The organism is Falsiroseomonas sp. HW251, from assembly GCF_050563545.1.
Taxonomy (GTDB): domain Bacteria; phylum Pseudomonadota; class Alphaproteobacteria; order Acetobacterales; family Acetobacteraceae; genus Falsiroseomonas.
This window is the reverse complement of the sequence record NZ_JBNXUM010000019.1, coordinates 79,307-95,948: the sequence shown is the minus strand read 5'-3', so window position 1 is coordinate 95,948 and position 16,642 is coordinate 79,307. Positions and strand designations below refer to the sequence as shown.

General features: G+C 72.0%; 15 protein-coding genes and 1 pseudogene. 10 read left to right on the top strand and 6 right to left on the bottom strand.

Features of this window, described 5'->3' with window-relative positions; all coding sequences use genetic code 11:
- Positions 1–20 precede the first annotated feature (20 nt).
- From ACLF3M_RS21965 to ACLF3M_RS21940, 6 genes are read left to right on the top strand one after another with little or no spacing between them, the layout of a single operon-like run.
- A complete protein-coding gene (locus ACLF3M_RS21965; protein WP_430659121.1) occupies positions 21–1,550 on the top strand; it encodes a flippase in 1,530 nt (509 codons plus the stop codon).
- Positions 1,547–2,590 carry a glycosyltransferase family 4 protein gene (locus ACLF3M_RS21960; RefSeq protein WP_430659120.1) on the top strand — a complete coding sequence of 348 codons (1,044 nt, stop codon included), beginning with the start codon at positions 1,547–1,549 and terminating at the stop codon, positions 2,588–2,590. Before ACLF3M_RS21965 ends, ACLF3M_RS21960 begins: the two co-directional genes overlap by 4 nt.
- Complete coding sequence (locus ACLF3M_RS21955; protein WP_430659119.1) at positions 2,587–3,699, top strand: glycosyltransferase; 1,113 nt, start codon at positions 2,587–2,589, stop codon at positions 3,697–3,699. The genes ACLF3M_RS21960 and ACLF3M_RS21955 overlap by 4 nt, the downstream gene beginning before the upstream one ends.
- Positions 3,696–4,580 carry a glycosyltransferase family 2 protein gene (locus ACLF3M_RS21950; protein WP_430659118.1) on the top strand — a complete coding sequence of 295 codons (885 nt, stop codon included), beginning with the start codon at positions 3,696–3,698 and terminating at the stop codon, positions 4,578–4,580. The genes ACLF3M_RS21955 and ACLF3M_RS21950 overlap by 4 nt, the downstream gene beginning before the upstream one ends.
- Positions 4,580–5,452, top strand: coding sequence for a glycosyltransferase family 2 protein (locus tag ACLF3M_RS21945; protein ID WP_430659117.1), 873 nt, complete (start codon positions 4,580–4,582; stop codon positions 5,450–5,452). Before ACLF3M_RS21950 ends, ACLF3M_RS21945 begins: the two co-directional genes overlap by 1 nt.
- Before the next feature lie 3 nt (positions 5,453–5,455).
- Positions 5,456–6,262 carry a YdcF family protein gene (locus ACLF3M_RS21940; RefSeq protein WP_430659116.1) on the top strand — a complete coding sequence of 269 codons (807 nt, stop codon included), beginning with the start codon at positions 5,456–5,458 and terminating at the stop codon, positions 6,260–6,262.
- Between the two features lie 61 nt (positions 6,263–6,323).
- Here the strand turns inward: ACLF3M_RS21940 and ACLF3M_RS21935 are convergent, their stop codons facing one another.
- From ACLF3M_RS21935 to ACLF3M_RS21915, 5 genes are all read right to left on the bottom strand, one after another.
- A complete protein-coding gene (locus ACLF3M_RS21935) occupies positions 6,324–7,883 on the bottom strand; it encodes an ArnT family glycosyltransferase (protein WP_430659115.1) in 1,560 nt (519 codons plus the stop codon).
- Between the two features lie 74 nt (positions 7,884–7,957).
- Positions 7,958–8,950, bottom strand: a complete 993-nt coding sequence (locus ACLF3M_RS21930) for a Bug family tripartite tricarboxylate transporter substrate binding protein (RefSeq protein ID WP_430659114.1) — start codon at positions 8,948–8,950, stop codon at positions 7,958–7,960.
- A gap of 421 nt (positions 8,951–9,371) precedes the next feature.
- Complete coding sequence (locus ACLF3M_RS21925; RefSeq protein ID WP_430659113.1) at positions 9,372–9,809, bottom strand: acyl-CoA thioesterase; 438 nt, start codon at positions 9,807–9,809, stop codon at positions 9,372–9,374.
- Positions 9,802–11,034, bottom strand: coding sequence for a thiolase family protein (locus tag ACLF3M_RS21920; RefSeq protein ID WP_430659112.1), 1,233 nt, complete (start codon positions 11,032–11,034; stop codon positions 9,802–9,804). Before ACLF3M_RS21920 ends, ACLF3M_RS21925 begins: the two co-directional genes overlap by 8 nt.
- Positions 11,031–12,875: a feruloyl-CoA synthase gene (locus tag ACLF3M_RS21915; RefSeq protein WP_430659111.1), complete on the bottom strand. Its 1,845-nt coding sequence runs from the start codon at positions 12,873–12,875 to the stop codon at positions 11,031–11,033. Before ACLF3M_RS21915 ends, ACLF3M_RS21920 begins: the two co-directional genes overlap by 4 nt.
- A 95-nt stretch (positions 12,876–12,970) precedes the next feature.
- Between ACLF3M_RS21915 and ACLF3M_RS21910 the strand changes: the two genes are divergently transcribed.
- From ACLF3M_RS21910 to ACLF3M_RS21895, 4 genes are all read left to right on the top strand, one after another.
- Positions 12,971–13,453, top strand: a complete 483-nt coding sequence (locus ACLF3M_RS21910; protein WP_430659110.1) for a MarR family winged helix-turn-helix transcriptional regulator — start codon at positions 12,971–12,973, stop codon at positions 13,451–13,453.
- Positions 13,453–14,220: a crotonase/enoyl-CoA hydratase family protein gene (locus ACLF3M_RS21905; RefSeq protein ID WP_430659109.1), complete on the top strand. Its 768-nt coding sequence runs from the start codon at positions 13,453–13,455 to the stop codon at positions 14,218–14,220. The genes ACLF3M_RS21910 and ACLF3M_RS21905 overlap by 1 nt, the downstream gene beginning before the upstream one ends.
- Before the next feature lie 3 nt (positions 14,221–14,223).
- Entirely contained in the window at positions 14,224–14,982 is a 759-nt protein-coding gene (locus tag ACLF3M_RS21900) for an SDR family NAD(P)-dependent oxidoreductase (RefSeq protein ID WP_430659108.1), read from the top strand.
- A gap of 139 nt (positions 14,983–15,121) precedes the next feature.
- Positions 15,122–16,354, top strand: a complete 1,233-nt coding sequence (locus tag ACLF3M_RS21895; protein ID WP_430659107.1) for a DUF305 domain-containing protein — start codon at positions 15,122–15,124, stop codon at positions 16,352–16,354.
- On the opposite strand, the pseudogene ACLF3M_RS21890 reads toward ACLF3M_RS21895, so the two are convergent.
- Positions 16,252–16,620, bottom strand: a pseudogene (locus tag ACLF3M_RS21890) (YkvA family protein); the annotation flags it as partial. The gene ACLF3M_RS21895 and the pseudogene ACLF3M_RS21890 overlap by 103 nt on opposite strands.
- Positions 16,621–16,642: the final 22 nt, after the last annotated feature.

Sequence of the window (16,642 nt, the reverse complement as noted above, 5' to 3'; positions counted from 1 at the left end):
CTTCGGGAATGTCGATCACCATGGCCGAGACGGCCGAACAGCGGGCGTCCGGGGGGCGGCTGCTCTCCGGGACGCTGTGGAACGCGCTCGGGCGCGGGCTGCCGCTGATCCTGGCCCTGGCGCTCACCCCGGTGCTGGTGCACCAGATGGGGATCGATCGCTGGGGGCTCTTCACCCTGGCGCTCGCGCTGGTCGGGGTCTTCGGGGTCTTCGACCTCGGCGTCGGCGCGGCGCTGACGCGGGCGCTGGCGGCGCGCGCGACGGCGCATCGCGAGGTTGACTCATCGGAACTCGCGGGGGCGGCGATCACCGCGCTGGCCCTGGTCAGCGGCGTGATCGCGGCCGGCGCCTTCGCTTTCGTGCCCGTGCTGGTGGAGCGGGTGCTGAACACGCCGTCAGCGCTGCAGCAGGAAGCCGTCGCGGCGTTCCGGCTGCTCTGCGTGGCCGCACCCCTGGTGGTGATCAACGCGGCGCTCTGGGGCGCACTCGCCGCGCATCAGCGCTTCCGGGAGGCGAACCTGGTGACCATCCCGGTCGCGACCTTCTACTACCTCGGCCCCGTGCTGGTGCTGATGGCCTGGCAGAGCCTGGTCGGCGTGATCCTGGCGCTGCTGGCCTGCCGCGTCGCCAACACGATCTGCTACTGGGTGCTGGCGCGGCGCGACCTGCCGGGCCTGCGCCCCACCCTGCCGCGCTGGGCGGTGGTCGGGCCGCTGCTGCGCATGGGCGGGTGGATGAGCGCCTCGGGCATCCTGACCCAGGCGCTGCTCTACGCCGACCGCTTCCTGATCGGGGCGCTGCTGACGCTCTCGGCCGTGGCCTTCTACGCGACGCCGCTCGACCTTGTCATGCGCATGTGGATCCTGCCGGTGGCGGTGGCGCAGGCGCTGATGCCGGCTATGGCGGCCGCGTATTCCACGCACCAAGCCGAGACAGCGGGGCTGCTGCGGCGCGGCGCGCTGCTGATGCTGGCCGTCGTGCTGCCGGCCTGCGTGGTGCTGGTGGCAACGGGGCCGTGGCTGCTGAGGCTGTGGCTCGGCCCGGAATTTGCCGCCGGCGGCGGGCAGGTACTGCGGATCCTGGCCGTCGGCATCTTCTTCTCCTGCGCGTCCTTCGCGCCGGCGGCGCTGCTGGACGCGATCGGGCGGCCCGACGTGAACGCGAAGTGGCAGCTGGCGCAGGCCGCGCTGTTCCTGCCGCTCTCGGCGCTGCTGCTGGTGAGGTTCGGCATCGAGGGCGCGGCCGCGGCCTGGGCGGCGCGGTGCGCGGCGGACGTCGCGGGGCGGCTCTATTTCGCCGGGCGGCTCTATCCCGCGGCGCGCGACGCAGCGCGCGCGCTGGCTCTGCCGATGGCGGCGGGCGGCGCCGGGCTGGCGGCGCTGCTGCCCTTCTCCGGCATCGGGTGGCTGGCCGTGGTGTCGCTGCTGGCCGTCGCGGTCTTCGGCGTCGCGGCGCTGCGGGCGCTGACGCCGGCCGAGCGCCGCGACGCCCGCGTCCTGCTGCGGCGGCCGTGGCGGATCAAGGCGGTGCTGAGGGGCGAGCCCGCGTGACGCTAGTGGTGAACGGACGCTTCCTGACGCAGGGGCTGACCGGCGTGCAGCGCTTCGCCGCGGAGGTCACGCAGGCCATCGCGCGAACGGGCACGCCGATCCGGCTGGTGGCACCGAACGGCACGCCGGACCGGCTCGGCGACATCCCGGTCGAGCATGTCGGCACGCGCAGCGGGCAGAGCTGGGAACAGCTTGACCTGCCGCGCGCGTCGAACCCCGCGCCGCTGCTGAGCCTCGGCAACACCGCGCCGCTGCGCTGCGGGGGCAAGCGGATCCTGGTGATCCACGACGCCGGCGTCTTCGACACGCCGGAGAGCTATTCCCTGGCCTTCCGGAGCTGGTACCGCTTCCTGCATCGTGCCCTGCCCCGGCTCGACGCGCAGATCGTCACGGTCTCCGAGTTCTCGCGATCGCGGCTGGCGGTAAACCTGCGCCTCGACGCGTCGCGGATCGCCGTGATGCCCGAGGGCGGCGAGCACATCCTGCGCGCACCCGCCGACGCGGCCGTGCTTGCGAAGCACGGGCTGGCGCCGCGGGGCTATGCCCTGGCAGTCGGCACGCGCGCCGCGCACAAGAACCTCGGCGCACTGGGCGATGCTGCCGCGCTGCTGGGATCGCGCGGCATGGTGCTGGCCGTCGCCGGGGCGGTGAAGGGCAATGTCTTTGCCGGTCCCGGCGACGCGCAGGGCAACGCGGTGCACATGCTCGGCCGCGTGACCGACGCCGAGCTCCGCGCGCTGTACGAGAATGCGCTCTGCCTGGTCTTCCCGTCGCGCTACGAGGGCTTCGGCATCCCCCCGCTCGAGGCGATGTGGTGCGGCTGCCCCGTTCTGGCCGCCCGCGCCGGCGCGGTGCCGGAGGTCTGCGCCGACGCCGCGCTCTGGTTCGACGCGGAAGGCCCTGCGACACCGGCGGCCGCGCTGACGCGGCTGCTGGACGAGCCGGGCCTGGCTGACTCGCTGCGCGAGGCCGGGCGCGCGCGCGCCGCGCTCTATTCCTGGGACGCGGCCGCGAGGCGGCTGCTGGATCTGATCCGATGAAGATCGCGATTGTCCACGAGTGGCTCGAGAGCTACGCGGGCTCCGAACGCGTCGTGGAACAGCTGCTGGAGATCTACCCCGACGCCGACGTCTACGCCGTCTGCGACTTCCTGCCGGACGAGGAGCGCGGCTTCCTCAGGGGCAAGGTGCCCACGACTTCCTTCATCCAGCGCTTGCCTCGCGCGCAGCGCTGGTTCCGGTACTATCTCGGCCTGATGCCGCTGGCGGTGGAACAGTTCGACCTCTCGTCCTATGACCTCGTGATCTCCTCGTCGCATGCCGTGGCGAAGGGCGTGCTGACGGGGCCGGCGACGCTGCATGTCAGCTACGTCCACAGCCCGATGCGCTACGCGTGGGACCTGCAGCACCAGTATCTCCGCCAGGCCAGGCTCGATCGCGGGGTCAAGGGTGCGCTGACGCGCTGGCTGCTGGCGAAGATGCGGGCGTGGGACCACGCCTCCTCCGCGCGGCCCGACGTGATCCTGGCAAACAGCCGCTGGATCGCCGAGCGCATCCGCAAGACCTGGCGGCGCGAGAGCACCGTCGTCCACCCGCCCGTGGACATCGACGGCTTCCCGTATCGTCCGGCCAAGGACGAGACCTACGTCATCGCCTCGCGCATGGTTCCCTACAAGCGCGTGGACATCGTCGTGGAGGCGTTCCGGGCCATGCCGGACAGGCAGTTGGTCGTCGTGGGCGACGGGCCCGAGATGACGCGCGTGAAGGCTGCCGCGGGTGACTCGGGAAACATCACCTTCCGCGGGCGCGTTCCGCAGGAGGAGCTGGTTGCGCTGCTGCAATCCGCCCGCGCCTTCGTCTTCGCGGCCGAGGAGGATTTCGGCATCGGCATGGTGGAGGCCCAGGCCTGCGGCACGCCGCTGATTGCCTATGGTCGCGGTGGCGCCAGCGACATCGTGCGCGAGGGCGAGACGGGCGTGCTGTTCCCCGAGCAGACCGCGGCGAGCCTGACCGAGGCGATCCGCCGGTTCGAGGCGCTGCCGATCGCGCCCGAGGCCTGCCGCGCCAATGCCGAGCGCTTCTCCCGCGAGGCCTTCCGTCGGCGCGTCCGCGCCGAAATCGACGCCGCGCTGGCCGCGAGGGCCCCATGATCCGCTTCAGCCTGGTGATGCCGACCAAGGGCCGCACCGAGGACATCGCGATCTACATCGACGCGCTGCTGATGCAGGGCCGCGACGACTACGAGCTGATCGTGGTGGACCAGAACGAGGACGACCGGCTGGTGGAAATCCTCGGCCGCTTCGCGGGACGGCTACCGGTCACGCATATCCGCTCGAGCGTCTCGAAGATCAGCCACGCGCGGAACCTCGGCCTGCGCGAGGCGAAGGGCGAGATCGTCAGCGTGCCCGACGACGACTGCATCTACCCGCCTGGCGCGCTGGACCATGTCGCGCGCGCCTTCGACGAGGATCCGGATCTCGCGATCCTGACGGGGCCGTCGATCAACCCCGACGGCACGGTCGGCTCGGGCCGCTTCCAGACCGAGGGCGGGCCGGTCGAGCCCGGGAAGGTCTGGACCAGCATGATCGAGTTCAACACCTGGGTGCGGCGTTCCGTGATGCTCGCGCTCGGCGGCTTCGACGAGGAGATGGGGCTCGGCACCTACCTGAGCTCCGCCGAGGGTCCGGACTTCATGCTGCGCGCGATCCTGGCGGGGCACGCGACGCGCTTCGATCCTAGCCTAAAGGTCATCCACCCGGACAAGCGGCAGACCAACCCGGCCTTGGCGCTGGCGCGCGCGGCACCCTATGGGCGGGGCCTCGGCTTCGCGCTCCGGCGGCACGGCGTGCCGGCCTCGGTCTGGCTGACCTTCATGGTGCGCCCGCTCGGCGGCGCGCTGATCAGCCTGGCGAAGCTCGATGTCGCGAACGCGAAGTACTACGGGCTGACGCTGGTTGGGCGGCTGCAGGGCTTCCTGCGCAGCGATGCCGGCGCGGGACGTGTGCGCGCGCCGATGGATGGCCAACCCTGATGCGGATCGCGGTCGGCATTGCGACGCGGGGGCGGGCGGCGATCCTCGGCGAGACGCTTGCCGATATCGCGCGCCAGACCCGCGAGGCCGATCGCATCGTCGTCTGCCATGTCACGCCGGACGACGTGACCGGCCTGGCCGAACGCTTCCCGCATGTCGAGTTCATCACCGCGCCGGCGGGCCTGCCGAGGCAGCGCAACGCGATCCTGGACGCGCTCGGCGATTGCGACGCCGTGCTGTTCCTCGACGACGATTTCCTTGCGCAGCCCGGCTACCTCGCCGTGACCGAGCGCGTGTTCGAGAAGCAGGGGGATTGCGTGGTGACCACCGGCACCGTCGTCGCCGACGGCGCCAAGGGACCGGGCATCCCCGTCGAGGAGGGCCGCGCGATCAACGCCGCCGATGCCTTCGACGGCGACGTCACAGGCTTCCATTCCCACTTCAACGGCTATGGCTGCAACATGGCGCTGCGGCTCGCGCCGATGCGCGCGCATGTGCTGCGCTTCGACGAGAACCTGCCGCTCTATGGCTGGTACGAGGACATGGACCTCACGCGCCGGCTTGGCCGCTTCGGCACGATCCTGCGGCTGCATGGCGCGCGCGGCGTGCATCTCGGCTCCAAGTCGGGGCGCGTCACGCAGGTGAAGCTCGGCTACAGCCAGGTCGCGAACTGCGTCTATCTCGCGCGCAAGGGCAGCTATCCTTGGGACCACGCGCTGTGGTCGGCGGGGCGGCATCTCTGCATGAACGCGCTGCGCAGCGTCAGGCCGGAACCATGGGCCGACCGGCGCGGGCGGCTGCGCGGCAACCTGATCGCGATCGGCGACCTGCTGCGCGGGCGGATGCACCCGATGCGCGCGCTGGAGCTGTAGGCGATGCAGGACGCGCTTTTCGTGGTGTCCAAGCTGTTCTGGACGGTGGCCGCGCCGAACACGGCCGCACTGCTGCTCGCGATCCTGGGTGCGGCGCTGCTCTGGCGCGGGCGGCGCTCCGGGCGCTGGCCGCTGGCGCTCGGTCTCGGCTGGTATGCCGCGGTGTTCTTCCTGCCCGTCGCGTCCTTCCTGACCTTGCCGCTGGAGGAGCGCTTCGCGCGCCCGCAGCCGCCGCCGACGAACGTCGCGGGGATCATCGTGCTCGGCGGCGCGGTGGAGCAGAGGCTGACCGCGGCGCATGGCATCCCCGCGCTGAACGGCGCGGCGGAGCGGATGACGGAAGGCGTCGCGCTGGCGTTGCGCTACCCGCAGGCCAGGCTCGTCTTCACCGGCGGCAGCGCGGCGGTGGTGCCCGGCGGGCCGACGGAAGCCGACACCGCACGGCGCTTGTTCAGCGATCTCGGCCTGCCGGAATCGCGCCTGGTCTTCGACGACGAGAGCCGCAACACCTGGGAGAATGCGGTGCTGTCCCGCCGGATGCTCGATCCCAAGCCCGGAGAGACCTGGATCATGGTGACCTCGGCCAGCCACATGCCGCGCGCGGTCGGCTGCTTCCGCGCGGCCGGCTTCGACATCGTTCCGTGGCCCGTGAACTACACGACCGGCCGCGATCCCGGGCTCTGGTACAACTGGCCCTTCCCGACGCGGCTGAACCAGGCGGAATGGGCGATGCGGGAATGGGTGGGACTGGTAGCGTATCACCTGCTCGGGCGGACTGATGCGTGGTTTCCGGCGCCGCGGGCACGTTAGGAAGACTTGGCGCAAGCCTTCTCCACCCGCGGGGGCGGGGAGAGGTCTTTAGCGAAGCGCACTACCCCTCCCTCAGCTTCCAGATCTCGACGCGCGTGTCGTTGCCCTGCACCGTCGCGTAGAGCTCGTAGTCCTTCTCCAGCGCGGCATCGACTTGCGCTGCCGCGGCGCGGCGCATGTTGCGCATCCACTCGCGGTCGATCGCGATCGCCTTCGGCCGCTCCGCCAGGACGCGGCCAAGCTCGGCCTCCGTGCTCGTCGTGGACAGGTCCTCGAAATCCCCGGTCAGGTGGGCGGGGAAGACGAAGCGCGTGGGCGCGCGGGTGTTGGACAGCACATAGACCGCGGGGTGGTAGTTCGCCATGAAGGCGACGCCGCCCGGCCCCGCGACCTGCGCGACCAGGGCAGCCACCTCCCGCACGGGATCGCGGTGCAGCCAGCCCGGGCCGCGCTCCACGCGGTCACGCATCTCGATCGACCAGGCGTCGAGCGCGACCAGCGCGACAAGGCCCGCGAAGACCATGCGCGTGGCGCCGGGGCGGGAGACCGCGTTGGCCACCCGCCAGGCGCCGATCGCCGCCAGCAGCGACAGCGGCGGCAGCCACAGCAGGAAGTAGTGCGCGAAGTAGAAGCCGGGCCCCGCGATCGCGGCCGAGGCCACGACGAACCACAGCAGCACGAAGGCCGTCAGCAAGGCCGCGGGCTGCGCCGCCGCGCGCGGCCGCCAGGACAACAGGGCGATCGCCGCCATCAGGAAGCCCGGCAGCAGCATCAGCATGGCCGAGGCGATGCGGCGCGCCGCCTCCTCCGTCTCGATCCGCTCCATGGAATAGCGGAAGGGCGCGAGCAGCGAGCCGTCGAGGTATTCGGGCAGCCAGCCCCGCACCCAGTAGGCGGCCCCCATCAGCACGAATGGCGTGGCGCAGAGCAGGGCATAGACCAGCGCCATCGCCAGCGCGCGGCGGAAGGGCAGCAGCCGCTTCATCAGCGCGGGCAGCGCCAGCAGCGCGAAGGCCAGGCACCCCTCCGGCACGACGACCTGCTTCACGACCAGCGCCCAGCCGATCAGCAGGCCCATCGCGATGACCGATCCCATGCCGGGCGCTGTGCCATCGCGCGCCATGGCGCGCGCGGCGCCGCGCATGCCGATGGCCATCGCGCCGGTGACGAAGGGCGCGATCAGCAGTTCCGTGTTGGTGCAGAGCCCGCCCAGCAGCACGGATTGCGCGGCGTAGATCACGCCCGCCGCGACGCCGATCGCCCAGGGCGCGCGGACCGCGCGCGCCGTGCCGTACAGCGCGCAGGCCGTCGCGGCGACGCAGATCATGCCAAGCAGGCGCGCCGCTTCCACCGACACGCCGAAGGCGAGGAAGGCCAGCGCGAACATCGCGGGCGCGCCGACGGGGTGCATGTCCCAGGCCGCCACCAGCGGCCAGCCCCCGCTCAGCCATTCCCGCGCCTGCACCATGTAGAGCCCCTCATCCGTGTCCACCACCGCGGGCACGAAGGAGGTGATGCGCAGGACGACGACCATGGCGACCAGGACGAGCATCGCCACCACATCCCGCCAGGGCGGGGTGCGATGACGGATCGTGACGGTCGGCGTCGGCGCTTCGGGCATCGGTCCTCGGGCGGCCCCCGGCCGCCCGGATCACCCTGGCCTCAGGCGGGGCCGGCAGGCAAGCCCGCCGGGCCTCAGTTTTCGGGCTGGAAGCCGCTCTCCCGCACGATGGTCGCCCATTCGTCGCGCTCCTTGCGGATGGCCGCGGCGAACTCGGCAGGGCTCGCGGAGACCGTCGGCAGGTACTCCAGGCGATCGAGCGCAGCGACGATCTCCGACGTGCGCGCCGCGGCGACGATGGCGCCGTGCAGGCCGGTGACGATCGGCGCCGGCGTGCCGGCGGGCAGCAGCACGCCGAACCATTCGCTACGCGTCATGTTGGTGTAGCCGAGTTCCCTGAAGGTCGGCACGTCTGGGTAGCGGGGATGGCGCTGCTCGGCGGTGATCGCCAGCATGCGCAGGCCCTGGTTCTGCTGCGGCGAGATATCGCCGAGCACGCCGATGAACATCGGCAGCCGCCCGCCGATCAGGTCCTGGATCGCCGGCACGGCCCCGCGATAGGGCACGTGGGTCAGCCGTGCGCCGACATCCTTCCCGAACATCACACCGAGGAAGTGCGGCGCCGACCCCGCCGCCGGCGAGGCGAAGGGCACCTCGTTCGGCTGCGCCTTCAGCCAGGCCACGAAGTCCTGCAGGGTGCGGGCGGGGTGGTTCGCCGGGACCGCCATCGCGAAGGGGAAGCTGCAGACCGAGGAGACCGGCGAGAGGTCGGTCAGCGCGTCATACCGTGCCTCGCGCGGGAAGACGTAGGGGGCGAGGGTGATGATGGAGGCCGGCGTCTGCAGATAGACCGTGCCGTCCTTGTCGGCGTCGCGCACGAACTCGATCGCGATGCGGCCGGCCGCGCCGACCTTGCCCTCGACGATGACGGAGGGCGCGTAGCTGCCGCGCAGGCGCTCGGCATAGAGCCGCGCCACGATGTCGGAGGAGCCGCCGGCGGGGAAGCCGACGATGGCGCGGGCGGTGCGCTGGACGGTCTGCGCGCCTGCGGCCCCAGGGAAGAAGCCTGCCGGCAGGGCCAGCGCGCCGGCGGTGGCCAGCAGGGTGCGGCGGCGGAGATGCATCATGGTTGGTCCTCCCATCATTGCGGGCATGGTGTGCCGCGTCCTTGCCGGCGTCCAGCGCAAATCGGCTTGCACGGCGACCGTTATCCCTCATAACGACGGGGCAGGAAACGACCAGCCGGTAGAAGACGGCCATGCGTGCCCATCGCGGCGCGGCGCCGGCGGTGCAGGACCTGCTGGCGGGCCAGGTGCCCTTCGTGGTGGCGGTGATCTCCGACGCGATCGCGCCGTACGGCCAAGGCCTGCGTCGCTGTTCCAGACCGTGCAGCCCGCGCCGCAGGCGGCCGAGGTGCGCCACGCTCTGGACCGGCTGGAATTCCTGCCCACCATCGACGGTCCCGCGGCCTTCGCCGAGCGCATCCCGCGCCAGCGCGGGCGCTGGGCCGCGGTGGTGCGCGAGAGCGGCTTCCAGCCGGAAAGCCGATCAGCGCGCGAACGCTGCGACGAGCTCGGCCGGCAGCGGGGCGGAGCGGATCCGCCCCTCCTCGTCCTTCACGGTCCAGACGCGCGTCTCGAAGCCTTCCACGCCGAGCACCGCGCCGGGCCTGACCAGCCGGTGCTCGACGTCGAAGGAGGATCGGCGGAAGGCGGCGACGCGGCTTTCGATCACGACCTCGTCGCCATAGGCCGAGGGCACGTGGAACTTCGCGCGCGTGTCCACCATGGGGAAGCCGAGCGCATTGAAGTGGCGCTGCATGGCGATCTTGGTCATGCCGAGCGCGGCCTGGAACAGCGCGGCGGTGGAGGCGTCGAACATGGCGAAGTAGCGGGGAAAGAAGACGATCCCCGCGGGGTCGCAATCACCCCATTCGATGGTCACCGCGCGCCGGTTCACCAGCGTCGGTGCAGGCGACTCAGGCATCGGTGTTCTCCAGCAGCAGCGCGATCCCCTGCCCGCCGCCGATGCAGGCCGCGGCGATGCCGTAGCGCGCCCGGCGGCGCTTCAGCTCCCGCGAGACGGTGACGGACAGCCGCACGCCGGTCGCGGCCAGCGGATGGCCGATCGCGATGGCGCCGCCGTTCACGTTCAGCCTGGCCTCGTCGAGGTCGAGCGCGCGGGCGCAGGCCATGACCTGCGCGCCGAAGGCCTCGTTGATCTCGACCAGCGCGATGTCGGCCAGCGTCAGGCCGACGCGCTCCAGCAGGGCGCGGATCGCCGGCACGGGGCCGATGCCCATGATCTCCGGCGGGCAGCCCACGGCACAGGACGCGATGAGCTTTGCGAGCGGCTTGCGCCCCTTCGCCATGGCGCCGGAAGCCACGATCGCAGCCGCGGCGCCGTCCACCACGGCCGAGGAATTGCCGCCGGTCTGCACGCCGCCGAAGGCCGGGCGGATCTTCGCGAGCGTTTCCACCGGAGACGGGCGTGGATGCGTGTCGGCCTTCACCGCGTCGAGCTTGCGGGGGATCGCGATGCCGCGGTCGTGCATGCCCTCGCGCCTGAAGGTCTCGGTGACAACCGGGACGATCTCGTCGGCGAAGAAGCCGGCGGCTTGGGCGGCCAGCGCGCGGTCGAAGCTGCGGGCGGCGAACGCGTCCACCTCGGCGCGGGAGATGTTGTGGCGCTTCGCGAGTTCCTCAGCCGTGCCGCCCATCGATAGGCCGCAGGCGGGATCGAGCAGCGCCTCCCACAGGAAATCCTTGAACTCGACAGGCGCGCCGAGGCCGAAGCCGTTGCGGTGGGTGTAGGCGGCAATGGGGTTGCGGCTCATGCTCTCCGCACCTGTCGCCAGCGCGTAGCCCGCGCCCTGGCGGTCCACGGCGGTGGCGGCCTGGACGATGGCCTCGATCCCGGTGCCGCAGACCCGCTGAACGAGCAGTGCCGGCACCTCCACCGGCGCGCCGGCATAGAGGCCGATGTGGCGCGGCAGCATGTAGGCGTCGAAGCTGGCCTGCGCGACGGAGCCGGCAGAGACGTAGCCAATCTCCTCGCCGGTGATGCCGGCCTTCTCCACCGCGGCGCGCGCGGCCTTGATGCCGAGGTCGATGGGCGAGACCTGCGACAGCGGGCCCGAGAGATCGGCAAAGGGCGTGCGCGCGCCGGCGAGCAGCCAGGCGTCGGACCAGGCATTGTGCAGGGCGGTCATGGCGTGCCTCCGATGGTGATGACGTGGGCGGGCGGCGTTTCGGCGTAGAGGTCCTCGACAAGCGCGGCGCGGGCGGCCAGCACAGCGCGCTGGTTGACCGAGCCCTTGTCCGTGATCTCGCCGGCATCGAGCGAGAGCGGCCGGGTCAGCAGCGTCGCGCGCGCGACATGCTGGCTGCTGCCGGTCGCGGTCTTCGCGAGGGCGGCGAGCTTCGCGCGGAGCTCGGCGCGCAGGCCGGGATGGGTCGCGGGATCCTCGCCGGCGGGAACGAGCTTCGCGACCGCTTCCATCTCCGGCAGCAGGATGGCAGCGAGCTCGTCGCGGTCCGGCGCGGCAATCACGACGTCCTTCACATAGGGCGCGAGCCCCGCGATCAGCCGCGCGCGCAGCGGACCCACGCTGACCCAGGTGCCTGTGGAGAGCTTGAAGTCCTCGGTGATGCGGCCGTCGAACCGGAACCCCTTGTGCAGGTCGTCAGGATCCATCGGCACCAGCGCATCGCCGAAGCGGTACCATCCTTCCTCGTCGAAGGCCTTCGCGGTGGCGTCGGCGTTCCGCCAGTAGCCCGGCGTGATGGAAGGCCCGCGCACGCGCGCCTCCATCTTGCCGTCAACCGGCGCCAGCTTGAGCTCGACGCCCGGTACGGGCAGGCCGACGACGCCGGAGGCTGAATAATCTTCCCGCACGCAGATCGCGAAGGGGGCGGTTTCCGTCGCGCCGAGGCCGGTGATCATCGGGATCTTCTCGCCGCGCTCGGCCATCGCCATGGCGTCGAGCTCGTCCCAGACATGCTGCGGCAGGCCGGCGGCGGAATAGAACATCATCCGCACGCGCGAGAAGAAGATGCGGCGCAGCGCGGCGTCGGCCTTGAGGTGGTGCACCACCTCCTCGAAGCCGCGGGGGACGTTGAAGTAGATGGAGGTCGCGATCTCGCGGAGGTTGCGCAGCGATTCCTCGAAGCCGCCGGGCACCGGACGCCCGTCGTCCATGTAGAGCGTGCCGCCGTTGTAGAGGGCGATGCCGATGTTGTGGTTGCCGCCGAAGGTGTGGTGCCAGGGCAGCCAGTCCAGCAGCACCGGCGGCTCCTCGCCCATGAAGGGAAAGGCCTCGAGCAGCATCTGCTGGTTCGAGCAGAGCATGCGCTGGGTGTTGATCACGCCCTTGGGCTGGCCGGTGGAGCCGGAGGTGAAGAGCACCTTCGCCAGCGCATCGGGATCGACGGCGGCAGCGGCGGCTTCGACGGCCGGCGTGGGCCTGGTGGCGAGCAGGTCGGCGAAGAACGTCGCGGCGCGGCCTGGCGGGTTCGTGCCAACCACGAGTTCCGTGTCCGCCGGCACCACGGCCTCGATGGCCGCGGCGAAGCGCGGGCCGTCATTGGCGAAGACGAGGCCGGGCGTCAGCAGATCGAGACAGTGCCGGAGCTTGGCGTAGTCCTTCGCGAGCAGCGAGTAGGAGGGTGAGACCGGCGCCACCGCCACGCCGACATGCAGCGCCGCCAGCGTCAGCACCGCCTGGTCCAGGCAGTTGCCGGACAGGATTGCGACCGGCCGTTCCGCCGACAGCCCGCGGTCCAGCAGCGCCTGGCTGACGGCGCGGACCTTCCCCAGCATGTCGGCATAGGTGATCCGGCGCCAGTCGCCGGCCAACGCGGGATCGCGCCGCGCGATCAACGTGCGCTCCGGCACAACCCGCGCCCATTGCTCCAGCCGTTCCGTCAGGCGCCGCGGATAGGCGCCGAGCCGGCCTTCGGGGGTAACCATCAGGCAGCCGTCCCCGCGCCGCTCGAACCGCACGGGTCCGGGGCCGAGCCTGCGACGGGTGACCTGCGGGGCGGCGGACATCCATCCCTCCGGACTGGCGCGTGTTTGTTATACCCTATAATATTGAGCTTCTGCCCCCCTTCCAAGGGGCCAGTCGCGCCAGCATACTCGGGAGCATGTCCACCTTACGCCGCCGGACCGACGCCACCCCGCCGCCCGAGACGAAGGGCGAGCCGGCCGACCTTTCCCCCTTGTCGGATCGTGTCGGCTTCTGGCTGCGCCTGGCGCAGCAGAACGCCTTCGATTCCTTCCACCGCGCCATGGCGCCGCTCGGCCTGACGCCAGGCCGCCTGGCCGTGCTGCTGCTGCTGGAAGGCCAGCCCGACATGCGCCAGGCCGCGCTGGCCGAGGCGCTGCGCATCAAGCCTCCAAACGTGGCAGTTCTGCTGGCGACGCTCGAGAATGACGGGCTGATCAAGCGGTCCGAGGACGCACAGAACCGCCGCGCGAACGTCCTGCGGCTGACGCCGGCCGGCCGGGCGCTGCTGAAGCGGGCCCGCGTGCAGGAAGCGCTGGTGGAGGACGAGATCTGCGCCGGGCTCGAGCCGGCCGAACGCGCCGCGCTGGTCAGCGCGCTCAGGCGCATTGCGAGGGCCTGATGGACGATCTCGTCACCCTGGAATTCGAAGGGCCGGTCGCGGTGCTCGGGCTGAACCGGCCGGGCAAGCGCAACGCGATCAACGACGCCCTGCTGGCCGCGATCGAGGCGCGGGTTGCCGTGGCGCAGCGCGAGGCGCGCGCGATGGTGATCCACGGCCACGGCCCCTGCTTCTCGGCCGGGCTGGATCTCGCGGAGCACAAGGCGCGCAGCGCGGAGGAGGTGTTCCACCACTCCCGCGCATGGCATCGCGTCTTCCGCGGCATCCGGCTGGGCCGCGTACCGACCATCGCGGCGATCCACGGCCCCTGCGTCGGCGGCGGGCTGGAGCTCGCGACCGCGTGCCACATCCGCGTCGCGGACGAAACCGCGATGTTCGCGCTGCCGGAAGGCACGCGCGGCATCTTCGTCGGGGGCGGCGCCAGCGTGCATGTCGCGCGGCTGGTCGGCGCGGCGCGGATGGCCGACATGATGCTGACGGGCCGCTCGCTGGACGGTGCCGCGGCGGAACGCGTCGGGCTCGTCACCTATGTCGAGCCCGCCGGCGGTGCGCTGGCGAAGGCGAAGGCGCTGGCGGCGAAGGTCGCGGAGGCGGCGCCGCTGACGGTACTCGGCGTGCTGCAGGCGCTGCCGCGCATCCAGGACATGAGCGAGGAGGACGGGCTCTTCGTCGAAAGCCTGGTCGCGGCGATGGCGCAGACCGGGCCCGAGGCGACGGCGCGGCTGCAGGCCTTCCTCGACAAGCGCGCGCCCAAGGCGGGGAGCTGAGCGATGGAGCTGAACGGCGCATCGGCGGTCGTCAGCGGCGGCGGGTCGGGCCTCGGCGCCGCGACGGCGGAGGCGCTGGCCAAGGCCGGCGCGAAGGTCGTGGTCTTCGACATCAACGAGGCCAATGCGCAGGCCGTGGCGCAGCGCATCGGCGGCATCGCGGTCGCGGGCGACGTGGCGGAGGAAGCGCCGCTCGCCAAGGCCGTGGAGGAGGCGGCGAAGCTCGCGCCGCTGCGGATTGCGGTCGCCTGCGCCGGCATCGCGCCGGCGGCGCGTGTGGCGGGCCGGAACGGGCCGCATGACCTCGACCTGTTTTCCCGCGTCATCCGGGTGAACCTGATCGGCACCTTCAACCTGCTGCGGCTCGCGGCCGCGAGGATGACCGCCAACGATCCGCTGCCGACGGGCGAGCGGGGGCTGGTGGTGCAGACCGCCTCCATCGCGGCCTATGAGGGGCAGATCGGCCAGGCCGCCTATTCCGCGTCGAAGGGCGGCGTGGTGGGGCTGACCTTGCCGGCGGCGCGCGAGCTCGCGCGCTTCGGCGTGCGCGTCGTGACCATCGCACCCGGGCTGATCCACACGCCGCTGATGGACACGCTGACGCCCGAGGCGCGGGAGAGCCTGGGCAGGCAGCCGCTCTTCCCGCAGCGGCTCGGGCGGCCCGACGAGTTCGCGTCCATGGTGCTGGCGGTCGCGGCCAACCCGCTGCTGAACGGATCGACCATCCGGCTGGACGGCGCGCTGAGGCTTCCGCCGGTCTAAGCGGCGAGCCACGTAGGCCGAGGCCGCGAATGCGGCCCGCCGGCAGCAGGCCGGCGAGGCAAGCCCACGGAGCGGGCGCCGGCGCCTGAGGCAAAGAAGGGCCGGGAACGACGGCGGTGGCGTGGCGCTGCATGGCGCGATGACGCACCCTTCCCGCACCACCGCTGCGCGGCGCCGCGACTGGATCGCCGCCGCGCTGCTCGGACTGATCACCTCGTCATGGTCCACGCTGGTCGCGCAGCTCGCCGCGACCAGGCTCGGGCGCGACGCCTGGCTGGACTGGATGATCGTGGCGGCGATCCCGATGCAGCAGGCGGCCCTGCGCGACGCGCCGGACTGGAGCGTGATCCTCGTCGGCATCCTGTTCCACCAGAGCGCGGACTTCGTCTGGGCATTGGTCTTCTTCGGCCTGGCCGGGCGATGGACGGCGCGGCTCTCGCCGCGCGCGATCGCGGCGGTCGCGCTGCCCTGGGCGATCTTCACCTCCGCCGCCGAATACTTCGTGATCGTGCCGTTCTGGCAGCCCGTCTTCGTGCTGGAGCAGCCCTACTGGATCGGGCTGCTGGTGCACGCGACCTCGGCCTCGCTCTATCCGCTGTATCCCTGGCTGCGCGACGCGGTGGCGCGGCGGCCGCATCCGCCGCACCGGCGCGTCGCGCGGCGCTGGGCGGCAGGTGCCGGCGCGGTGGCGGCGGTGCTGGGCGTGCTGGCCTGGCTCGGCGCGTCGGGGCACGAATGGCCGCCGAACGGCGGCGGAGCGGAGGACGCCGCCTGGATGCGGCGCATGGCGGCCCATCACCGCCAGGGCATCGCGATCGCAGGGCTGGCGGAGCAGCGCGCGGAGGATCCGCGGCTGCGGTCGCTCGCGCGGCTGATGGCGGCGGCGCAGGCCAGCGACATCGCCGTGCTGCGGCAATGGCATCTCGGCTGGTTCGCCGCGGAGCTGCCGGACGAACACGGCGAGATGCCGGGGATGCTCGGCCCGTCCGAGATGGCGGGCCTCTCCGCCGCGAGGGGCGCCGAATTCGACGCGGCCTTCGTCGTGCGCATGACGCGCCACCATCTCGGCGCGGTGCAGATGGCGGATTGGGCGCTGCGCAACGCCGGCGATCCACGGCTGCGTGTCATGGCGCATGCGCTGCGGCACGCCCAGCGCGGCGAGATCGAGCTGATGCACGGCATCCCGCGCGGCTTCGCGGTCGGCGCGGCCGCGCTCTCCGCCATGCTCGATCCCTTCGGCGAGGGCAGTGCCGAGGCGCGCGCCGGCTTTCACGGCGCCGGCGACGGCCAGAGCCACCACAGCAGCAGCCCCGCTGCGGCCAGCCATATCGAGACGATCGCAACCGCGCCGGCGATGCTGCGCGGGCGCTGATCCGCGGCCGCTGCCCGCGCGCGGCATTCCGCCATGACGGCGGGCGGCACGAGGCGCGTCACCAGGAGGATGCCGAGCGGGACGATCAGCAGGTCATCCAGGTAGCCCAGCACGGGGATGAAGTCCGGGATCAGGTCGATCGGCGACAGCGCATAGGCCGCGACGGCGACCGCCAGGGCCTTGGCGTGCCAGGGCGTCGCGGGATGGCGCGCCGCGAGGAAGACGGCGTGCACGTCCCGCTTCATCGCCTTCGCCCAGCGCTTCGCGCCGTCGAGCATCGTTCCGATC

Excerpts from the sequence above, each read along its gene's own strand:
- ACLF3M_RS21965 (WP_430659121.1), top strand. The coding sequence starts at position 21 with ATGGCCGAGACGGCCGAACAGCGGGCGTCCGGGGGGCGGCTGCTCTCC.
- ACLF3M_RS21955 (WP_430659119.1), top strand. The coding sequence starts at position 2,587 with ATGAAGATCGCGATTGTCCACGAGTGGCTCGAGAGCTACGCGGGCTCC.
- ACLF3M_RS21950 (WP_430659118.1), top strand. The coding sequence starts at position 3,696 with ATGATCCGCTTCAGCCTGGTGATGCCGACCAAGGGCCGCACCGAGGAC.
- ACLF3M_RS21945 (WP_430659117.1), top strand. The coding sequence starts at position 4,580 with ATGCGGATCGCGGTCGGCATTGCGACGCGGGGGCGGGCGGCGATCCTC.
- ACLF3M_RS21940 (WP_430659116.1), top strand. The coding sequence starts at position 5,456 with ATGCAGGACGCGCTTTTCGTGGTGTCCAAGCTGTTCTGGACGGTGGCC.
- ACLF3M_RS21935 (WP_430659115.1), bottom strand. The coding sequence starts at position 7,883 with ATGCCCGAAGCGCCGACGCCGACCGTCACGATCCGTCATCGCACCCCG.
- ACLF3M_RS21930 (WP_430659114.1), bottom strand. The coding sequence starts at position 8,950 with ATGATGCATCTCCGCCGCCGCACCCTGCTGGCCACCGCCGGCGCGCTG.
- ACLF3M_RS21925 (WP_430659113.1), bottom strand. The coding sequence starts at position 9,809 with ATGCCTGAGTCGCCTGCACCGACGCTGGTGAACCGGCGCGCGGTGACC.
- ACLF3M_RS21920 (WP_430659112.1), bottom strand. The coding sequence starts at position 11,034 with ATGACCGCCCTGCACAATGCCTGGTCCGACGCCTGGCTGCTCGCCGGC.
- ACLF3M_RS21915 (WP_430659111.1), bottom strand. The coding sequence starts at position 12,875 with ATGTCCGCCGCCCCGCAGGTCACCCGTCGCAGGCTCGGCCCCGGACCC.
- ACLF3M_RS21910 (WP_430659110.1), top strand. The coding sequence starts at position 12,971 with ATGTCCACCTTACGCCGCCGGACCGACGCCACCCCGCCGCCCGAGACG.
- ACLF3M_RS21905 (WP_430659109.1), top strand. The coding sequence starts at position 13,453 with ATGGACGATCTCGTCACCCTGGAATTCGAAGGGCCGGTCGCGGTGCTC.
- ACLF3M_RS21900 (WP_430659108.1), top strand. The coding sequence starts at position 14,224 with ATGGAGCTGAACGGCGCATCGGCGGTCGTCAGCGGCGGCGGGTCGGGC.
- ACLF3M_RS21895 (WP_430659107.1), top strand. The coding sequence starts at position 15,122 with ATGACGCACCCTTCCCGCACCACCGCTGCGCGGCGCCGCGACTGGATC.